Origin of the sequence: Yersinia aldovae ATCC 35236, assembly GCF_000173735.1 — a bacterium.
Lineage (GTDB): Bacteria > Pseudomonadota > Gammaproteobacteria > Enterobacterales > Enterobacteriaceae > Yersinia > Yersinia aldovae.
On record NZ_ACCB01000024.1, the window covers coordinates 1 to 19671 of the forward strand.

Sequence of the window (19671 nt, forward strand, 5' to 3'; positions counted from 1 at the left end):
AATTACTCGTTTGATGAAAGAAGGAAAGCTACGGGATGATGCGAAGCAGCGGCAAGTCAAATACCTGAATAATCGTATCGGGTCTGACCATGCACCCATCAAAAAATTGGTAAAAGCGGCCTGGGGGTTCAAACGGCCAAATCGAGCCTGGTCAACGCTTCAGGGATTTGAAACATTGCGACGACTGAATAAAGGTCAATTTGATATTTGGCTATGCCGTGACGAACCTGAATGTCGAGTGCGGGAAAGATCCGTCTTTATGAATCGGCTCTTTAACATTGAGACGGTTTTAGCCTAATTATTCCACCCATCAATGAGTAAAATTACCGACTCTCATTATTTGCAACAAGCCCTGTTAAACAAGGGACAGCTTCAGCATCTACGCGGGAACGGTCTGTCCCCAGCGCAACAGTTTTATTTTCTGGTTGAGTAGATTGCAATCTATACCAGGTTTTCGGGCAAACCGTCGCTGTTAATGTGACAGAGCCATAAATTCTGCCGCTACAAAAGATAAGCTTATTACCCTACATTTTTCAAACATGCATAATTTTATTATAGATAATTATTCCTGCCTTTATGGGTAAAACATCATGACGAGCATAAACAATCTTACTTATATATCATCATCCATTGCTGGCTACGGAACCTTGTCGAGCATGCATAAAGCCACATCCCCACGTGGCATACTTCAATACATTATAAACTTTTTTACCTGCGGCGGCGTTCGCAAAGATAATGAGAAAATGTATGCGAATTTGATGGAATCTATGGCTAACACTCTGGCAAGGTCTGCCAGCGAGGGCGTGCCGTCACCAGAGAAACTCATACTGGATGACATTAACGGATGCACAGTGACATTCACTATGCCGGGAATGAATAACTATACGGGCGATGTCACTTTGGAAGTCCGTCGGGGGAATGATGTTGCTCTCGAATATATCCCAAAATACACATACGTAAACGTGTGCAAGGTACTACAGTTCAGGAAGGAGTTTAACTTAATCCAGTTGGTGCCGTTAACAGAGGAAAGAAAGATGAATCTCTGTGGTTGTTACTTGAGTAATGCTGACTTGAGTGGCCTTGACCTCTCGGCTGCTGACCTGTCTGGAGCTAATCTGAAGAATGCTAATCTTTCTGGCGCTGACCTGAGTGGGTCAACCCTCTCAGATACCTATTTGTCTGGGGGTAATCTTTGTTTTGCTAAGTTAGCATGTGCTGACCTGAACGGAGCTGACTTGAGTGGTGCTAATCTGAACGGAGCTGACTTGAGTGGTGCTAATCTGAACGGAGCTAACTTGAGTGGCGCTAATCTGAACGGAGCTAACTTGAGTGGCGCTGACCTACCTGACGAATTCCGGTACCGTAAGGAATAGCGGCTCTGTCGCATTAGTGACATGAAATGATACCGTTGGCAACCAGGCGGCCACACTGGTTGCTGATCTCGATTTCAATATCGGTACGCCCCGTTAGCTCTTTCCTGCCGCCGATTTTGGCTATAGCCGAACGGAGCTGGTGATAAGATTCGACACGGTTTTGAGAAAGATGGGAATTACGCTCTATTTGAGGATCGCGCAGGTAACGCAGCGTATAAATACTGTGAATGAACCGGTTGAATTCAAACGCCCCATTCAGGCGATCTATAGAGAAAATGTGTTTTCCTGATAGAAAACTATTTCAGCCGAGATAAAAATATGTTCTGGGCAGAACATGCTGTCTGTCATCGCCCAAGATACCAGAAACCAGGGCAAAAAATGGCTCCTATTCTCGAAGGAACTGGATAAATCAATCCTGGTACTCGCGAGTTGGCGACACTGAAATGTACAAAATCATATTGGGTATCAACATGAAAATTACCTCTCTCCAGCCCAGCTTCAACTTTTCCGCTCAAGAAGGATACTCTGCTGCCGTTGCCCCTAATCATTCGGACAATGCCTATGCGGATTACGTGTTGGATATAGGCAAGCGAATACCATTTTCTACCGCCGATTTAGGCAACCTATACGAAAATGTCATTCACGCCGTCCATGACAGCCTTAGCAGGCTCATAGATCAGCATACGGCCGATATGATCGGTAACACTGTACTTGATGCTTTGAGCCGATCACAGACCTTTCGTGAAGCCGTAAGCTATGGCATTCATAATAATGAAGTGCACCTTGGTTGCATTAAATACAGAAACGAATACGAACTCAACGGAGAATCCCCCGTCGAAGTTGATGATATTCAATCACTGACGTGTACCGAATTATATGAATACGATGTCGGGCAAGAACCCGTTTTCCCCATTTGCGAGGCGGGAGAAGACGATCACGAAGAACCTTATGTCAGTTTTAGTGTGGCACCAGATGCTGACTCTTACGAGATGCCATCGTGGCAGGAAGGGCTGATTCACGAGATCATTCATCATGTTACAGGAGCCAGCGATCCATCCAGAGATAGTAATATAGAGCTAGGACCCACTGAGATTCTCGCGCGTCGTGTAGCTCAAGAGCTGGGATGGCCTATTCCCGACTTCATAGGATACGCAGATCCAGACCGTGAAGCTCATCTTAGGGCACGCAACCTGAATGCCCTTCGCCAGGCGGCAACGCGGCATGAAAGTAATGAGGGGGCTTTCTTCGAAAGGCTAGATATGATCAGCGATAAATATGAGGTGAGTCCTGATTTCACAGAGTATGCGGTTGTGTCTAACATAGAATACGGTCTGATCCAACAACATGATTTCCCCGGGTTGGCTATCGATGATAATTTACAGGATGCAAATCAGATCCAACTGTATCATGGTGCACCTTATATCTTCACGTTCGGAGGGGCGGACAGACACAACCAGCGCTGACGAGTCTTTGCAGTGACACAAGGTCACTGCTCATGCATTTTAACGGAATTCATGATGTGAAATCGTGCGACATTGTATGTAAAGGCGAAAAACCAAATTTTACGGTAATGAGTACAGATAAAGCGCTGATGGTCAGCTATTACGAGAGATGCCATAAATAAGCAGAGAAGAAATGGCAAACAGCGTACGCCAAGCTCAAAAATGCACCTCAAAACCATCTTTATGACTAATTCAGTAAGTGGTATGCATAACCGATTTATGGTTGAAATTTGGCCTTAACGTACAATAATTTTCGATATCCAAGCTGACCCCAATAACAGCGATGTCTTCCAGCAGATTTTTGACCACATTGTAGAGCAGGCTCTCAGCCGCAGTATGGCTAACGGGCGGGTTCTCTACACCGACAGCACCCACCTGAAAGCCGATGCCAACCCGCGCAAGGCGGTGAATGAAGAACACCCGGTCAGCGTCAGTGAATATCTGGAGCAGCTTAATGCTGCGGTGGAGGCTGACAGAAAGAAACACGAAACAAAGCCGCTGCCCGCGGTAAAAAAGACAGCCGAAAACGCCACCGCCGTTAAGAATACCAAGGTCAGCACCACCGACCCGGAAAGTGGCTTCATGCACCGGGATAACAAACCGAAAGGCTTCTTTTACCTAGACCATCGCACGGTGGATGGGAAATACGGCATCATAATGGATACCCATGTCACGCCGGGTAATGTGCATGACAGCCAGCCGTTCATCGGCAGGCTGGCGCGGTTCAACCTTGATACGGTCGCGGTGGGCGTGGATGCAGGCTACTTCACCCCGGCGGTCTGCCACCTGACGCAGGAGAGGGGTATCGCGTTGGTTCCCGGCTATCGCAGGCCACACAAAGGCCAGAATGACTTCCAGAAAAAGCACTTCAGGTATGACGAGGGGCGTGATGTGTATGTGTGTCCGGCGGAGGAACTACTGATATACGGCACCACGGACCGCAACGGTTATCGGCATTACCGTTCAGACCCGGGCGTGTGTCAGCGGTGCGAGCAGAGAGGGCAATGCACGCAGAACCGCTGGGCGCAGAAAACAATCACGCGGCACGTATGGGAAGCGTCGAAAGAAGAAGCCAACAGGTTGCGGCTGACGAAATGGGGCAAGAAGGTCTATGCGCGGCGCAAGGAAACGGTGGAAAGAAGCTTCGCGGATGCGAAACAGCACCATGGTCACAGGTATGCCCGGTTCCGAGGGTTGATGAAAGTGCAGATGCAATGCCTGTTGGCGGCAGCGGCGCAAAACATCAAGAAGATAGCGCTGCTGGCGCTTCTTTATCATGTTTAGGGGTTTGAGGGCCAACGGAACGAAAACGTACGCTAAGAAGATAATTCATTGTTTGTGCTGAAATACTTTCAGTCATCAGTCGGTACTCCTCCGGCGTCAGATTAGCTGGGATGTTTGCGCTAATGCGACAGAACCATCTTTAATAGATAGTTCAGCCATTTCTCTATAACCGTATTCATTATTAAAAATAACGCACATCGGCTTCCCATTTGCTCTACCTGAAAGTTCCAATAGTGCGTTTGAGTTTTCAAAAAGATACCTATTGATATCACTTTTTGAGCATTTTTCAAAACCACTTGAAAAATCAACATACATAGCTAAAGCAGAAGAGTTATAATTATTTTTTGGCAAAAACAAAATCTCACTTAAATTTGGATTGTAAGTAATAGAACTATTTATATGTGCTTGGTCTGCCAATCTTCCCTTTTCAATGTGTTTTTTAACGGCATCAAGGTCATCCTGCCCTCGTTCTCTTTTTAAAAATTCACCTTCACTGCCAATCTTAAAATGTTTATCTCTAAACAGGACATTCTCTGTAATACCTTTAGTATATGCCTTGTTTGAAATATCATGAACTTCCCTATGAGAGTGGTTTATTGTATTATGCATGCTTGGAAACGAGTTTTGGATATCAATTAACTCAGGATTAATAATACACCCAAAGGATAATTTGCTTAGCTTCATGGAGCTAATATGTTGGTTGCCAACATCTATCATTTCTTGCAACTCTTCAATCTCATATTTATCTGTACATGTATTCAACTGCTCTGAAAGATCAGCAATATATGCCTTTATGTTGTGATTGTTTCTTGGAGAAAGGTCTGTTCCGAACAATTTGTCGTTACACGAAGGGAAAATAACTGAACCAGAAAAGTTCTGGCACCCTTTTTCATCCCCTGAAAAGAGTCGACATCTCCGTTCAAGATTATCATTTTCAATGTGCTCAAAATTAAAATTAAATGCATCAATTTTTCCAGTGAAAGATACAACAAGAATCGGCTTGTTATGCAAGTTAAAATCATTTACAACCAAGCCAACATCACCGATTTGGTTTGCAGAAGCTTCAGAAGTCTGCTCAATTTTTCTAAATAGAAATGCAGGACTATGATCATTAACCTTCATTATTTATCTCATCCTAAATTCAAATTTTTCAAAAAATATACATACCAAGAAAACCCCGTAATAATATACTCACATCTTACAAAAATTCTTTCTGTTTTCAACTGAGGAAGAATACTGAATTTGGCCACCTGACTCGCTGTAATTAGCTGATTCAGCTGCTAAATGTGGCTCCGCACGCATCTTCTGGAAAAGTTTCATTTGATATTTAAAACCCTTTTTATCAAGATGTTAATCTATAAATTAAGATCTAATTAAGCTAACTTTCCATCTTCCAGAATTTTATAAACCGTGGAGCGGGCAATGTTAAGCTGGCGGGCAATTTCTGTTGCCCCACAGCCTTTCCTGTGAAGCGTCAGTACGACGCTTCTGTCCACAGTGCGCCTACGACCAAATTTGATGCCTTTCAGCTTAGCTTCCTGTCTCCCCTCATTCGTGCGTTCCAGAATCCTCGTGCGTTCAGCCTGCGCCACAGCTGACAGGATGGTGACCACCATTTTTCCCATTTCACCGTCGGTGCTTATCCCGTCGTCAATAAACCGGACGGCGATCCCTTGGGAGTCGAATTCCTTTATCAACTGGGTATTTAAAATCAAATGTCAATCGAGGTCCTGAGTGACACAGTTTCGTTGGTAGCAAATCCCGGCAACACTGGCTTTGGGATACGCAAAGGACAACTTCATCATTCTGCTGGCGACGGATTGTCACCAGCAGAACAATTTTATCTGTTGGCAGCTTGAAAAGTAGATAGTGCTATTTTGTCGACCTCGATCTGTTAATGCGACAAAACCCTGTTATCCCTCTCCCCCCCACTCTCCATCATCTATAGGGCCACAATATGTTTGACTTGTCACCTTGTCTTTAATACAGACATGTACTGTGCCCGCATAAGAAAGTGAGGAAAACATCAGACACAAAGGCAACAATAATAACGTGTATTTTTTCATGGTTAACGACTCCTAGTCATTGGGGATTTCTATTAGTCCAACAACAATATAGTCACATACTTCAATTCGGTGATTAACTATCGGAGTATTATTGAGCTTATGTTTAACAATAAGGCCCAGTTGGTGACAGAAGGTGCGACCAGACAAGACTCGGCTCAGGGTATGGCTCTCTGAGAAAGCCCCTGTTTAAGAGAAAGCCTTCTGACTTTAAGTATGGTTTGCATGCACAGCATCCAAGGAAATCTCCGTAAAAACGGAGAGTTTATCAATAATCAGGGCGGTGCACTTTTACACCATAACTCCCCGATCCCTTGGTCTACTTTTGCACAATATTTAACGGCCATCGAATCGCTGAACAGCGTGATCCGTGCGGCTATCAAAAAGTGCAAAGCGTTCCCGACAGACGACTCGGTGCGAAAAGTTATTTATCTGGCGGTCAAGGATGCTTCAAAAAAAGGAATATGCCGATCCAGGACAGGCGGTTGGCAATGAGCCGTTTTATTATCGAGTTCGGTGACCGTCTCAACGATCACCTTTAATACGCTGGCCGTTACACAGAATTACGGACAAGCTCCCACCCTCCAGCATCACACACTCTACTGCGTCCCTATAGCCTCGCAAAATTGTATGCAAATGCTCAGATAAGACAGTTATTTGTGAGTTAAGGTTTTATAGTCATTGAAGGTGTACTGACATGAGGTTTCCGTACTTTAGCTTTATGGATACCTGGCTTCTCAATGTGAGACTTTTCCACTTTAACGCCGTTGATACCGACTTTCACACTGGGTCCTGATATATGTGGTCTTGTAATATAGGGCTTTTGTACACTAAATCCATCAATACCCCCTTTGTTAACAACAAGTTCGGCTTTTGCAGTAAGGGAAATGGAACATAAACACAACAATGGGACACCGATCAATGCAATAACTTTCATATCTCACTCTTAATCTTTCCTACTATAATGGATTGCATTATATGCTCACAGATAGCAATTTACTTATAACTTTCTATGTATGTCTCATTTTTAGGATATATTCAGATGAGCTATATTGTATAACGTCAACACATATTAGTCATATTTAATGCAAGGAAAATCTCATTGTATCGATACCCAAATAAAAACATGAGTGCAAAGTAAAGAATACTTCATCACTGATGATGATATTTTATTAAATAAAAAGTTCCAAATAAATGGGGTTGTATATGAAAAAAAACATTATTAGTTCTATCATATGTGGGTGCATCTTCTCAATTTCGATAAATTCGTCAGCTTGTACACGTACCCTTTATGTCGGTGAGGATAATACTGTCATTACTGGACGAAATATGGATTGGAAAGAGGATATGTCCTCTAATATATGGGTGTTTCCAGCTGGCATACATCGAGACGGTGCCGCGGGTGAACACTCCATCAAGTGGATAGCAAAATATGGAAGTGTCGGCGTATCAGGGTATGATGCAGGCACAACTGATGGAATGAACGAAAAAGGCTTAGTCGCCAATTTACTTTACTTGGCAGAAGCTGACTACGGTGAAACAAAAGATGCGCCAATGCTCATGTCAATCTCGGTATGGCCACAGTATGTATTAGACAATTTTGCGACAGTTACAGATGCTGTAGACGCTTTGCGCAAAGAACCCTTTAAGATTGTTGCTCCGACACTGCCTAATGGCTCCAAGGCTTCACTGCATTTATCTATTTCAGATCGGTCTGGTGATTCTGCTATTTTTGAGTATATCAACGGTAAGCTAGTGATACACCATGGTAAGCAGTATACAGTAATGACCAATTCACCAACCTACGATGAACAGCTAGCATTGAATAAGTACTGGACGGAAATAGGTGGTCTAACATTCTTACCCGGAACAAATCGCGCAGCTGATCGGTATGCTAGAGCTTCATTTCTCATTAACGCAATACCGAAAAAACGTGATAACAACTACATCAAAGGAGTACCTAATCAATCGTTTAGTTATCAGGCGGTTGCTGGCGTATTAAGTGTTCAACGCGCGGTAAGTGTTCCTCTCGGAATAACAACACCAGACCAACCTAATATTTCATCTACGATATGGCGTACTGTTGCAGATCAAAAAAATCTAATGTACTACTTCGACTCGGCGACAAGACCGAATACATTTTGGGTCGATCTTAAGAAGCTAAACCTTGCTATCGGGGCAGAGGTTAAAAAGCTTACCATTGAGCATGGCGAAATATTTACCGGCGAAGTATCTGCTGATTTTAAAAATTCAAACCATTTAAATTTTTATCTCCTGAGTGACAAGAAAGTTGCGTCGCTACACTGAAGGGACGCAATTTTTTTATTATTAATATCTAACAGTTTTGTATCGAACTATGGAAGCTATGTTTCTATCATTCAAAAACATTTGAGATCCAGACTGAATTATTTATTTTATCTTTATGAAATTCGCCACAACTTATTTACAAAAATGTTTATTTTAATTTATTCGAAGGTTATTACTGCACAACTTAGTGTCGTTATAAAAGGAAGTAATGAAGTGGATGTAGTGGCACACTAAATTTGGCCACCTGAATAGAGGTGATATCATCGCCTCATAGTCAAAACAGGGGACACAATGACCAGAAGTAACAAACGTAATTTCAGCCCAGAATTCAAACTTGAAGCCGCACAATTAGTCCTCGATTATGAAGATGTATACCTTTATAGACATCAGTCAACGACGGCGATCCAGCCAGATCACTTCCGGTTCCAACGCTGGTGATTCGAGATTGAGTTTGCTCAGCTGCTTATTAATTTTGTTGCGGTTGAACCGGACTGCATCCAGGCCATCAATAAAAACCCGGATATCACCGACCGTTATTGCATCATTCGCATTAACGATGGCCTCCAGAAACACCCACGTCTTATCTGCTTCATCCTCGGGGGTTGCTCCGGGCACAAGCCATGACCGCTAATACAAAATAGTGCTTTCAGCGTTGAGTCTTCATGAATAGCCTCAACACGAACGTCATGAAGCCAGTGCTCAAAGAAGTTGTATTCGTAGGTAAAGCGATCGCCGACATTAAAACTAAAATCATCAATCACGATCCTGAACAGGTTATCCGGAAAGCCAATTCCACCGTCGTAAGAGATACAGTAATCTTTGCCGTAAATATGAAACTGATGAAGGTAGTCATCACCCCAGCCCTGCACGATCTGGAAAATGAACTGAAGCGCGGTCTGCAACGTATCAGCAGCGATTTTGATGACGTAGAACTTCATAGTTGGATAACGGGGATTGTTATGAATGCAGGTTATTCTAGCCCCAGTGGGCGACTCATTTGGTGACTGCCCCACGGTTTTTCATGCTATCTTACTACGACTGGTTACAGTATAAACTGTCGAACAGAAAACAGGGTGATGAACGTCTAATGCGGGCTGAAAATCAGGGGTAAATGCAGGTCGGATGATTTATAAACGCGGGTTACTACACATAGCCTGCGCTGGAAAGAAAAACCACTGCAACCAACGGTGGTTTTCAATATTATCTGGGCTACCAACTTATTGAACTGTGGTAACTGGCTTTAAGTCGGATAAATTCCGCCGGTTTGGGTTCAGAACCCCTTATTGCGGGCGCTTAGCCAGATGTGGGCACTGCGAAGTCCATTTTACGAATTTGGCGTTATAGACAGAGTCATCGTCACTGACGAACGAGACTTTACCCTCTTTCACGCCTTCCTTTAGCGTTCCCAGTAGGTCAGCTTGAACCGTCCGCTCATTAAACTCTTTGCCTTTTTCATCGAACGCTTTATAGCAGCCGACAAAACCGGTTAATTCAATTGGCTGTTTCATTCCATTATATACAACAACTTTAAATGTTTTTTCATACTTCGGCTGCCCTTCAACCACCACCGTACCTTCTGAGGAGGGAATGGCCTGGATGATTAGTTTATTATGTAAATCTTCTGCTGCTACGGCAGAAAATGAAAGTAAAACAAGCGAAGAAAGAAGAACCGTATATAATTTTTTCATTACAAACTCCTTTATGAACAACGGGTGATTTATCCCGCAACCAGATTACGGGATAAAACTTAAACCCAGTCTTAATGAATATTACTCAACGCTTACTGCAATTATGGGGTTCAATGCCGTAACTGCCGAAAACGTTGTCACGCTTATCACTTTTTAAATGAAAGAGGCTGGCTGGTTTCTTTACTCAGGGGCGATACAGGAACCGCCAAAACTCATAGCGCAAGAATCATCAGGCTTCTGATCTAGCATCCAGGTTGTGCCTTCGAAAAGTATGTTGCCCACAGCCTCCTCCCAAGGTTCTGTTACTACCAGTCTCGTGTTCACTGATAAAAATCGGCTTGATGGTTAGGAGACTCAATCAACTTTTTTATCTGAGCTGACATATTGTGATGACAGCCCTTGGTTTATTCAGATATCACATAGATAATCATCAGATTTGTTTATGATTCATTGAGGTCAGATGTGACGTTATATTGACGTAGGAAATTATTCCTTCTTTTGTCGCACAAGGATGTATTGATATGAAAAAGCTTTTCATGACAGCTGCATTAACCGGTTTATTAGCCAGTAATAATTCGTATGCCGGAGAAAGTTATCTGGTCTATAACCCGCAAAATATTGCTGTATTTCAGGTGAGTTTCTTTAATGTTGGCGACGGCCCGTTTATGCCGGATTGGCCACAACCTTCTGAGTCAACCTGGAATCTGGATCAGCAAAAAAAAAGAAAAAATACTCGATGCTATGCGTTACTGGGCTGAAGTTATCACCCCCAAGCTAGGGCAATTGCCCTCCATTATCAATGTCGGTACGTTTGATGATGATAATGCCGCGGGATCCAGCGATTCAGTATCCAATGGCATTATCAGCCTGACGCAGTTGCAGGGGGCTTTGAACGGCATTGATTCCGGAGAGTTGGCCTTCGGTTCTCATGCCCAGTTCATCATGGGGAAACTGGATTTTGACGACGTTCCCTATGTTCCTGCGCAATCGCCACGCACTGGAAGGGTGGATCTGGTCAGCGTCGCTGTTCATGAACTGGCCCATGGCTTGGGCATCTCCAATATGGTTTCCGATCCGCATGTGAGGGATACATTCACCCCGGTCTTCGATACTCAGCCTTTCGGTTCCTGGGCCAGCCATCTACGGGATGATCACGGCAATCCGGCCCGACCAGGGCAGGTAATACTGTGTCATGGATGCAGTAACCCATGGGATCCGCAAGGCTTTGATGTACGGTTAGATAAAGGCTATTTCACCGGTAGATACGTAGATGAAGTACTCGCTGGTGCCATGCCTGGCGTACCGGTGAAAACGTTGGTGGACGATGGCTCGGTCGATAATAACTATATGAGCCATATCGAGTTGAAGAACAGCATGATGAGCCACCAGAACTACCGCAATTACACAACTTTTATGGAAGCGGAACTGGCTTTGCTGCAGGACATGGGGTATCAGATTGACCGACGTAACTTCTTCGGTTTTTCGCTATATGGCGATGGACAAACGCTTACTAACCGAAATGGCTACTTTTTGCGTAATCAGCAGGGCGATGGCTATCTGGCGGGCCAATATAATACCGCGATGCTAGGGCTAGGGCTGCATGTTTATGGCAGCAATAACCGCATTTTTCAGCAAGCGGATCTGTTGACGCAAGGGGCTGGCGGTGCCGGTATCCGTATTGATGGGCAAAATAACACGCTGAACATAGAACCAGGAACACGCGTTTACGCCGATGGGCTTAATGGCCGTGGTATCATTTTTGCTTACGGCAAACAGCATAACCTTATTCAGCGCGGCGATATTCAGGCACTGGGAGCCAATGGCGTCGCCATCAGCTTTGATTTTGGCAATAACCTCTTAGGTAATAAGGCGGACTATCGTGGCTCCTGGATCCATACTGTGGGCTGGTATGTCGCCGCATTATTACCCGAGTTGCAGGGTGCCCTGGTAGATAATGCCGATATTAGCGGGCGGGTTGCCGGTAAAGGCGCGGCGATTTATATATCGCCAAATGCACTGGTCGGCAATATCAATATATTAAATGGTGCCCGACTGGAAGGTGATATTTACTCGGATTATAACCAGCGGGATGCCTATGGCCAGCAGCGATTGACGCAGCTTTCTTTCGGGCGGATGGCCAATGCGCAAGGGCTGGCGACGGATCAGTCGGACCCCAATTTCAGCTTGAATTACCGCGGGAATATTGAAGGTATCAATAATCTGGCGTTGAGCGCTCGCGGGGGGAAGACCTCACTTAACGGCGAACATCAGATTTACAGCATGTATATCGCTCCCGGGGCCACATTATCCGGCAACGGCGGCTACACCCTCAATCAGGAAGGTCGCTTTGTAAATGACGGCATTCTCGCGCCGGGCAATTCACTCGGGAAAATCAATGTAACAGGCGCTTATCAACAGAGCGATAACGGGCAGTTGTTGTTGGAAGTCGATGGGCGCGGTGGGCATGACACCCTGGTGGTTGACGGTCACGCACAATTCAACGGCCAACTGACGTTTGTGCCACAGTCGGATTGGTATGCGGCAAACTGGCGACTGGATTCGCAAGATTTGCTAAAAACCGCCTCGCACAGCGGTGAATTCAGTGTGGTGAACAGCTTGCTCCGCTCACCCACGTTGACGCTACAGACAACGTCTTTGGGAGAGGAGGGCTGGCAGCTCTCGATGCTGCGCGCCTCTAACGCTTACAGCCAGTATGCGCCGAATGACAATGCGCGGCAGGTGGGTCAGGCGTTGGATAAAATTGTGTCGATAGCCGATTCGGATATACAGCCGTTGTATCGTACGCTGGATTTCTCATCCGCCGATGGCGGGAGTATCAGCAATGTCTTGCAGCAACTTTCCCCAGCAGCTTACAGCGCCATGTTCGGCAGTTCCCTTAATCGTGAACAGCAGATAACGCGGATCATCAGTGGGCCTAATCCTGTCGCTACGCCGACACCGTTGGCGGAAGGCGAATGGCACAGCTTTGCCATCCCCTTTGGCGGCAGCTTCTGGCAACAGCGCCAGGGTGGCAGTGTAGGGTACGACGCTCGCAGTTATGGCATGGTGTTTGGCGCCGAAAAACAAAACGAGCAGGACCGCAACTGGGTTTATGGCCTTCATGGTGCAGTCAGCGGCCAATCGGTGACGGTGAAATCACCAGAAACCGCAAATGGGAAAACCACCGCTTTCAATCTGGGCATCCAGGCGCGTTATGGTGTTGAAAGGCCCGAAGGGATGTATTTATTCGGCAATGGTCGATTCGGCATTGAAGACAGCTGGCTGGATCGAAGCATTCATGTCGAAACCTATGGAGCAAGCCACCATGCCAGTTGGACTGGATTGACAGGCTCCCTTATGGCCGGCGGGGGCTATCGTTGGGCGCTGAATGATAATGCGAGCGCCGGGCCGGTAGCTTCATTAAATTACACCACATTACATCGCCCAGGCGTGACGGAAAGCGGCAATGAAGGTAGCCGGCTGATGCTAGGCTCGGAGACCTTCGATTCTTTGCGATCGAGTATCGGGGGGAATGGTCACTGGATTTTACCGCTCGCTTCAGGGGCTGCAATCGCAGCCGATCTGCAGATTACTTGGGATCATGAACTGCTGGATGGCGATGTGATGCAACAAGCCTCTTTTGCCAACTACCGTAGCACAGGGTTTAGTGCCAAGAATAAGGTATCTGGACGTGACTCACTGGGGATTAAGGCTGGAATGAGCTATAAAATCAACACCGATGTCGAGCTGGGCATCGGGATTGAAAGCGACGTATTTCGTTCTGGCTATGACTCGGTCGCGGGTAATCTTTCAGTCGCCTGGCGTTTCTGATATCTGAGGATTATTCGGCTGGCTGTAATTAAATCTAGTAACTCCCCGCTTTGCCGGGGTATGCCGGGGTATGCCGGAAGAATGGGGCTTTGTCGCATTAAGGTGCAGGAAGATAACATGCTGTTTTTTGATGTTGCCTACCTCTGTCTCTTATCCGAAAAGCCTTTAAGCGTCTGCATTATCCCGTCGATATTATTGCCCAGAGTGTTCACTGGTATCTCACCTATTCACTGAGTTTACGCAACCTGGAAGAGATAATGGCAGAGCGCGGGATTGTCGTTGACCATTCAACGCTGCATCGTTGGGTTATCCGTCTGGTTCCCTTGCTGGATAAGGCTTTTCGCCGACACAAGCGCACAGTAGGTCGGCGGTGGCGAATGGATGAAACCTGCATCAAAATCAAAGACCAGTGGAAATATCTCTACCGCGCGGTGGATACTTCAGGCCAAACCATCGACTTTTTGCTGACCACCAAACGGGATGCTACAGCGGCATTACGCTTCTTTCGCAAAGCCATTCGACACCACGGCAAACCTGAAGTGGTCACTATCGATAAAAGTGGTGCCAACAGAGCAGCGCTGACTACACTCAACACCGACAAACCCGATGAAGAAATCATCACCATCAGGCAGAACAAATATCTGAATAATTTGGTTGCGCAAGGTCACCGGAATATCAAACGACGGACGCGACCGATGCTGGGGTTCAAACCGTTTCGGCGGACACAGACGCTCCTGGCCAGCATCGAGCTGATCCACATGATACGCAAAAGGCAGCTTGCTCACCCAACTGGATCCGCATTGTCACCGGTGGAACAATTTTATCTGTTGGTTGCCTACGCTAATGCGACAGAATCATCACTACGGAAACAATGAACATTAACGCTGGCCATGAGCACACCTCAAAAGCCTATATTATGCATCAAATCCAACTAATTGGACGCACTACCAAAACTAGGGTGCCTTTATCGAAAAGTATATGTTCTACTAATTGGAGTCATTACCACTTATATCATAACATTTTAACTGGATATATATCTGGAAAATGGCTGATCAGATTTTACTGGAAACATGCTAAAACAGTCCTCAAGTCAGTTTGACATGCAACAGTCAGATGAAATAAAACACATAAAATACATAATATTCAAATACATATTCAACACAAGCCAATAAGGGTAATTATCAATATCGAAATGATAATTATTTGCATCAAAAAATTTATAATGCTATATATATCCCGCCTTGGACGGAATAATAATCGTTTTTCTTTTAACGTTAGCCAAATGACAAATAGGAATACCTAGAGCATGGATATTAATCCCTCAGGTATATCTGGGCTTATTATTCGCTGGAATTCTACTCTTCAATAGGGACACTATAGAGATGGCTTCAATGCGGAAATTCAATGATAACTATATCCAACATCTTAATGGCGAGAACTGGTCTCGTGCGAATACCCATTTAGTTGGGAAAATACTGCGTGAATTAAGCCATGAGAAATTGATCACACCAACCCGTCTGGAAACGCAGGCGAATGGCCTTTTTCGCTATAGTTTTTGTCCCGACAGCGTTAGTTCCAATCACAACAAAATAGAATATCGCTTCAGTGCCTACCCTTATCAGCTAGATCATCTGGATATTGAAACAGATACGTTAATCAAAACCGTGGAGGGTAAACAGCAACCGCTGGATGCGTTACAACTTATCATTGAATTAAATAGCCTGCTTTGTATTTCCGAAAAGATGCTGCCACTCTATTTAGATGAGATCTCCAGCACTCTTTATGGTCACGCATTTAAATATCACCATAATAATCTGAGTTCGACACAGTTGACTCAGGCAGACTACCAAAGCGTAGAAACAGCGATGAGCGAAGGGCATCCGGTTTTTATTGCTAATAATGGTCGCATTGGGTTTGATATTGCAGATTATGCTCACTTTGCGCCGGAAAGTGCTCATTCGATCAAACTTATCTGGATTGCGGTACACAAAAATAAAACCGTTTTTGCCAGCTTAACTGGTCTCAGTTATCAGCAGTTAATGCAGGAAGAACTGGGGAATTACCAGACAGAAGATTTCCTCCGTCAGTTAACTTCTCGTGGCCTGAACGCTAACGACTATTTCTTTATGCCATTGCATCCGTGGCAATGGTACGAAAGAATTGCCACTAGCTTTGCCGCCGATATAGCACGCAATGACATTGTTTATCTGGGTCAAGGGCAGGATAGCTACCTAGCTCAACAGTCAATTCGCACATTTTTTAATATCTCTAATCCGCAAAAAAATTAACGTTAAAACGGCGCTGTCGATTCTGAATATGGGCTTTATGCGTGGGCTTTCCCCACACAGTATGACCACCACGCCGCGAGTGAATGAATGGCTGGCAACGCTGGTTTCCCAAGACCCATTCTTTCAACAGAAAAAATTCACCATACTGCGGGAACGCGCAGCAATGGGCTATTTCAATGATTATTTTGAAACCGCGCTGATTAAAGACAATCCGCATAAGAAAATGCTTTCAGCGCTATGGCGAGAAAGCCCAATTCCCTTACTCGCCAACCATCAGCGTTTAATGACCATGGCCTCTCTGTTGCACCGAGATAATACCGGTAACTCGGTCGTGGCCGCATTAGTTCATTCTTCTGGTTTAGCCACAGATAAATGGATTGCACAATATCTGGATGCCTATCTTTCTCCATTATTGCACGCCTTCTTCACCTACGATCTGGTCTTTATGCCTCACGGGGAAAACCTGATGTTGGTACTGGAGAATAACGTTCCAGTACATGTGTTAATGAAAGATATCGGAGAAGAAATTGCCATTCTTAACGGCGATATAATACTGCCCGAGGAGATTAAAGATCTGCATGTCACTATCGAGGACGATATGAAGATCAATTATATTTTTCTGGATATTTTTGACTGTTTCTTCCGTTATCTCACGCCAATTCTACAAAAAGACCTGGGACTGCCCGAACACCAATTCTGGAAATTGATAGCGGACTGCATTTATGCCTATCAGGCCCAGTATCCGGCACTGGCCGATAAATATAACCAATTCGATCTGTTTAAAGCCGACTTTGTTCGCACCTGTCTGAATCGCCTGCAAATGGCCAATAACCAGCAAATGATCGATCTCGACGATCGGGAGAAGAATCTCAAGTTTGCCGGCACCTTAGCAAACCCGATTCATGCCTTTAAAACGGCAGGTTAATTAATTACGGCAGCGGCGTGGGTCGCAGCCCACCCCAGTGGCACAACCTTATATTTGGCGAAAAGAATAATGAAAAGAAGTGACGGCAAGAATCAGATTCACCTGCAATCTTCGCACAGAGTTAAACCCGTGGCATGGTTTTTTGTCGCTAATTTATCGCTATTGGGTAGCGCTTATGCCGCCAGCGATAATAATAATGACAGCGAGAAGTCATCGCCGAAAAACAACGCTGAAGAAACGACCATGACCGTAATTGCCTCGCCGCTAAACCACGCTGGCGTAACGGAAGACAGCGGCAGTTATAATACCTCTTCAATGTCTACGGCCACCGGCCTGAATATTTCTGCTCGCGAAACGCCACAGTCGGTCAGTATTCTGACGAAACAGCGTATGCGCGATCAAAACCTGACCAGCGTAGAAAGCGCGGTCAATAATATTACCGGCCTGAACGTTCGCCAGTTTGATAGCGATCGCTTCGGTTTTACCTCACGCGGCATGAGTGTGAATAATATTATGCGCGACGGCGTCGCAACTTTTTACGATACCCGTTTTAATTACGGCGATAATACGCTGGATACCGATATGTTCGATCGGATTGAAGTGGTACGAGGCGCGGCAGGTTTAATGACCGGGCCGGGAAACCCATCGGCTGTGATTAATCTGGTACGTAAACGCCCGACTCAGGATTTTCGCGGCAGCGTTTCTGCCAGCGCTGGCTCATGGGATAAATGGCGTACTACGCTGGATCTTTCTGGTCCGCTGAATAGCGATGGCAGCGTCCGCGGGCGTTTTGTTACGGCGTATCAGGATACCCATTCTTTCGTTGACCGATACAACCAAAGCAGCAATCCATTTTACGGCATTCTGGAAGTGGATCTGACGCCAGACACCCTGCTGACCTTGGGTGCCGATACTCAACGCAATATGACCCGAGGAGGCATGTTTGGCGGGTTGCCGCTGTTTTACAGCGACGGTGGCCGCACTCATTATGGTCGATCGGCCAGCACCGCGCCGGACTGGGCTTCTTCCGAAACTCGGACCCAGTCGCTGTTTAGCAGCCTGCAACACCAGTTCGATAACGGCTGGAACATCAAGGGCACCTTTACTTTTGATAATGATAAACTGCTGCAAAACGTGATGTGGGCCGATGGTTATCCGGATCGCACGACCAATATCGGCATGCGCCCAGGGAGTATGTCGCTTATTGACGGAACTCGCCGTCAACAAAACTATGATATTCAGGTTAACGGTCACTACAGTCTATTTGGGCGTCAGCATCAGCTTGGCTTTGGCTGGAACCACCAGCGCCAGAATTTTGATAACGACTATTACAATCCTGCCAATTGCAGCACCCGCAGTACTTGCCCCGGTCTGGGGGATTTTACTCAGCCGGGCTGGCAGTATCCTAAACCGATCTGGAGCAATACTCGCGCCTACGGTTCTAAAGGGCGCAACGATCAAACCGCGCAATATGTGGTGACTCAGCTTTCTCTGGACGATCCGTTAACGTTGATTCTCGGCGGCCGTTTGACCACTTGGGAAACCCAGGGCGATAACTTTGGCACGCCGCAAAATGCCAAATATAAAAATCAGTTCGTGCCATACAGCGGCCTGATTTACGACATCAACAGCAATTTTTCGGTTTATACCAGCTACACCGAAATCTTTAATCCGGAAAATCGCCGCAATCGCGATAACCAATTGTTGGACCCGATCAGTGGGCAAAACTACGAAGTGGGAATGAAAGGCGTCGCCTTCGACAACAGCATTGATTACTCGTTAGCGGTGTTTGAAATTCGTCAGGACAACATGCCGGTAGCGGATACCACCGCGCCGCGCCTGCCAGATAACAGCAGCCCTTACTATGCCGTAGACGGGACTAAAACCCGTGGTTTTGAAGCGGAAATCAGCGGGAAAGTCACTGAAAATTGGAACCTGTTCGCCGGTTACACCCAATATCATGTGCAACGGCCAAATGGGCAAACTTTCACTCCGATCACTCCGCAAAAAGTCCTGAAAGTTTTCACCACCTATACCCTGCCAGGGCCGATGAAAGACCTGACTCTCGGCGGCGGTGTCAACTGGCAAGGCAAGACCTACAGCGATGTAACCAGCCCGACCGGCGTGCAGCGCGTGGGTCAGGATAGTTTTGCGGTATACAGCCTGATGAGCCGCTATCAGTTCACTCCGCAACTGTCGCTTACGGTGAATCTGGATAACCTATTCAATCAGCATTATTACTCGCAAATTGGTCAGTACAGCCAATACCTGATGGGCAAGCCGCGTAATGTGGATGCCACCGTGCGTTACACCTTCTGATTATTGTTAATACCGCCAACACCACGGAGCGAGATTTTCGGCTCCGTGGCTGCTTGTGATAACGCTAAGGAAAAACTTTCGACCCAAATGT

The 19671-nt window shown here is 45.8% G+C and carries 13 protein-coding genes and 6 pseudogenes; 12 read left to right on the forward strand and 7 right to left on the reverse strand.

The window, feature by feature from the left end:
- Together YALDO0001_RS12035 and YALDO0001_RS12040 are read left to right on the forward strand one after the other, a co-directional pair.
- A partial coding sequence (locus YALDO0001_RS12035; RefSeq protein ID WP_042839921.1) for a DDE-type integrase/transposase/recombinase occupies positions 1-298 on the forward strand: 298 nt, incomplete at its 5' end.
- 358 nt (positions 299-656) lie between these two features.
- Entirely contained in the window at positions 657-1373 is a 717-nt protein-coding gene (locus YALDO0001_RS12040; RefSeq protein ID WP_049596222.1) for a pentapeptide repeat-containing protein, read from the forward strand.
- 25 nt (positions 1374-1398) lie between these two features.
- On the opposite strand, the pseudogene YALDO0001_RS20210 reads toward YALDO0001_RS12040, so the two are convergent.
- Positions 1399-1620: pseudogene (locus YALDO0001_RS20210) on the reverse strand (Tn3 family transposase); the annotation flags it as partial.
- Positions 1621-1816: 196 nt separating this feature from the next.
- On the opposite strand from YALDO0001_RS20210, the gene YALDO0001_RS12045 reads away from it, so the two are divergent.
- Positions 1817-2836: a M85 family metallopeptidase gene (locus tag YALDO0001_RS12045; protein WP_004703541.1), complete on the forward strand. Its 1020-nt coding sequence runs from the start codon at positions 1817-1819 to the stop codon at positions 2834-2836.
- 312 nt (positions 2837-3148) lie between these two features.
- A pseudogene (locus YALDO0001_RS12050) lies at positions 3149-4159 on the forward strand (IS1182 family transposase); the annotation flags it as partial.
- A gap of 96 nt (positions 4160-4255) precedes the next feature.
- On the opposite strand, the gene YALDO0001_RS12055 reads toward YALDO0001_RS12050, so the two are convergent.
- Complete coding sequence (locus tag YALDO0001_RS12055) at positions 4256-5281, reverse strand: hypothetical protein (protein WP_004703547.1); 1026 nt, start codon at positions 5279-5281, stop codon at positions 4256-4258.
- A 251-nt stretch (positions 5282-5532) separates the two neighbouring features.
- A pseudogene (locus YALDO0001_RS12060) lies at positions 5533-5859 on the reverse strand (recombinase family protein); the annotation flags it as partial.
- Between the two features lie 81 nt (positions 5860-5940).
- On the opposite strand from YALDO0001_RS12060, the pseudogene YALDO0001_RS21490 reads away from it, so the two are divergent.
- A pseudogene (locus tag YALDO0001_RS21490) lies at positions 5941-6018 on the forward strand (IS6 family transposase); the annotation flags it as partial.
- A gap of 546 nt (positions 6019-6564) precedes the next feature.
- Positions 6565-6764 (forward strand): annotated as a pseudogene (locus tag YALDO0001_RS20215) (IS256 family transposase); the annotation flags it as partial.
- Between the two features lie 122 nt (positions 6765-6886).
- Here the strand turns inward: YALDO0001_RS20215 and YALDO0001_RS12070 are convergent.
- Positions 6887-7159 (reverse strand): hypothetical protein, encoded by a 273-nt coding sequence (locus tag YALDO0001_RS12070; RefSeq protein ID WP_042839923.1) that lies wholly within the window; start codon positions 7157-7159, stop codon positions 6887-6889.
- A 269-nt stretch (positions 7160-7428) separates the two neighbouring features.
- Here YALDO0001_RS12070 and YALDO0001_RS12075 point away from each other — a divergent pair, with 269 nt between their 5' ends.
- Complete coding sequence (locus YALDO0001_RS12075; RefSeq protein ID WP_084742738.1) at positions 7429-8529, forward strand: linear amide C-N hydrolase; 1101 nt, start codon at positions 7429-7431, stop codon at positions 8527-8529.
- A 390-nt stretch (positions 8530-8919) separates the two neighbouring features.
- Here the strand turns inward: YALDO0001_RS12075 and YALDO0001_RS21960 are convergent, their stop codons facing one another.
- From YALDO0001_RS21960 to YALDO0001_RS12090, 3 genes are all read right to left on the reverse strand, one after another.
- On the reverse strand, positions 8920-9144 hold the full coding sequence (locus tag YALDO0001_RS21960; protein WP_042839925.1) for a hypothetical protein: 225 nt from the start codon (positions 9142-9144) through the stop codon (positions 8920-8922).
- Positions 9063-9467 carry an IS1096 element passenger TnpR family protein gene (locus tag YALDO0001_RS20220; protein ID WP_004703551.1) on the reverse strand — a complete coding sequence of 135 codons (405 nt, stop codon included), beginning with the start codon at positions 9465-9467 and terminating at the stop codon, positions 9063-9065. Before YALDO0001_RS20220 ends, YALDO0001_RS21960 begins: the two co-directional genes overlap by 82 nt.
- A gap of 342 nt (positions 9468-9809) precedes the next feature.
- Positions 9810-10217, reverse strand: a complete 408-nt coding sequence (locus tag YALDO0001_RS12090) for a DUF4354 family protein (protein WP_004703553.1) — start codon at positions 10215-10217, stop codon at positions 9810-9812.
- 521 nt (positions 10218-10738) lie between these two features.
- Between YALDO0001_RS12090 and YALDO0001_RS21965 the strand changes: the two genes are divergently transcribed.
- From YALDO0001_RS21965 to YALDO0001_RS12115, 5 genes and pseudogenes are all read left to right on the forward strand, one after another.
- On the forward strand, positions 10739-10975 hold the full coding sequence (locus YALDO0001_RS21965; protein ID WP_252830395.1) for a hypothetical protein: 237 nt from the start codon (positions 10739-10741) through the stop codon (positions 10973-10975).
- The gene (locus tag YALDO0001_RS12095) at positions 10959-14048 is read left to right on the forward strand and encodes an autotransporter domain-containing protein (RefSeq protein ID WP_252830396.1); all 3090 of its coding nucleotides are present in this window, start codon (positions 10959-10961) and stop codon (positions 14046-14048) included. The genes YALDO0001_RS21965 and YALDO0001_RS12095 overlap by 17 nt, the downstream gene beginning before the upstream one ends.
- Before the next feature lie 143 nt (positions 14049-14191).
- Entirely contained in the window at positions 14192-14923 is a 732-nt protein-coding gene (locus YALDO0001_RS12100) for an IS6 family transposase (RefSeq protein ID WP_049596219.1), read from the forward strand.
- 507 nt (positions 14924-15430) lie between these two features.
- Positions 15431-17261: pseudogene (locus YALDO0001_RS22385) on the forward strand (IucA/IucC family protein).
- 69 nt (positions 17262-17330) lie between these two features.
- On the forward strand, positions 17331-19580 hold the full coding sequence (locus YALDO0001_RS12115) for a TonB-dependent siderophore receptor (RefSeq protein ID WP_042839927.1): 2250 nt from the start codon (positions 17331-17333) through the stop codon (positions 19578-19580).
- Positions 19581-19671: the final 91 nt, after the last annotated feature.

What these genes read in the sequence shown, in the direction of transcription:
- YALDO0001_RS12040 (WP_049596222.1), top strand. Translation starts at nt 657, where the DNA reads ATGCATAAAGCCACATCCCCACGTGGCATACTTCAATACATTATAAAC.
- YALDO0001_RS12045 (WP_004703541.1), top strand. Translation starts at nt 1,817, where the DNA reads ATGTACAAAATCATATTGGGTATCAACATGAAAATTACCTCTCTCCAG.
- YALDO0001_RS12055 (WP_004703547.1), bottom strand. Translation starts at nt 5,281, where the DNA reads ATGAAGGTTAATGATCATAGTCCTGCATTTCTATTTAGAAAAATTGAG.
- YALDO0001_RS12070 (WP_042839923.1), bottom strand. Translation starts at nt 7,159, where the DNA reads ATGAAAGTTATTGCATTGATCGGTGTCCCATTGTTGTGTTTATGTTCC.
- YALDO0001_RS12075 (WP_084742738.1), top strand. Translation starts at nt 7,429, where the DNA reads ATGAAAAAAAACATTATTAGTTCTATCATATGTGGGTGCATCTTCTCA.
- YALDO0001_RS20220 (WP_004703551.1), bottom strand. Translation starts at nt 9,467, where the DNA reads ATGAAGTTCTACGTCATCAAAATCGCTGCTGATACGTTGCAGACCGCG.
- YALDO0001_RS12090 (WP_004703553.1), bottom strand. Translation starts at nt 10,217, where the DNA reads ATGAAAAAATTATATACGGTTCTTCTTTCTTCGCTTGTTTTACTTTCA.
- YALDO0001_RS21965 (WP_252830395.1), top strand. Translation starts at nt 10,739, where the DNA reads ATGAAAAAGCTTTTCATGACAGCTGCATTAACCGGTTTATTAGCCAGT.
- YALDO0001_RS12095 (WP_252830396.1), top strand. Translation starts at nt 10,959, where the DNA reads ATGCGTTACTGGGCTGAAGTTATCACCCCCAAGCTAGGGCAATTGCCC.
- YALDO0001_RS12115 (WP_042839927.1), top strand. Translation starts at nt 17,331, where the DNA reads ATGAAAAGAAGTGACGGCAAGAATCAGATTCACCTGCAATCTTCGCAC.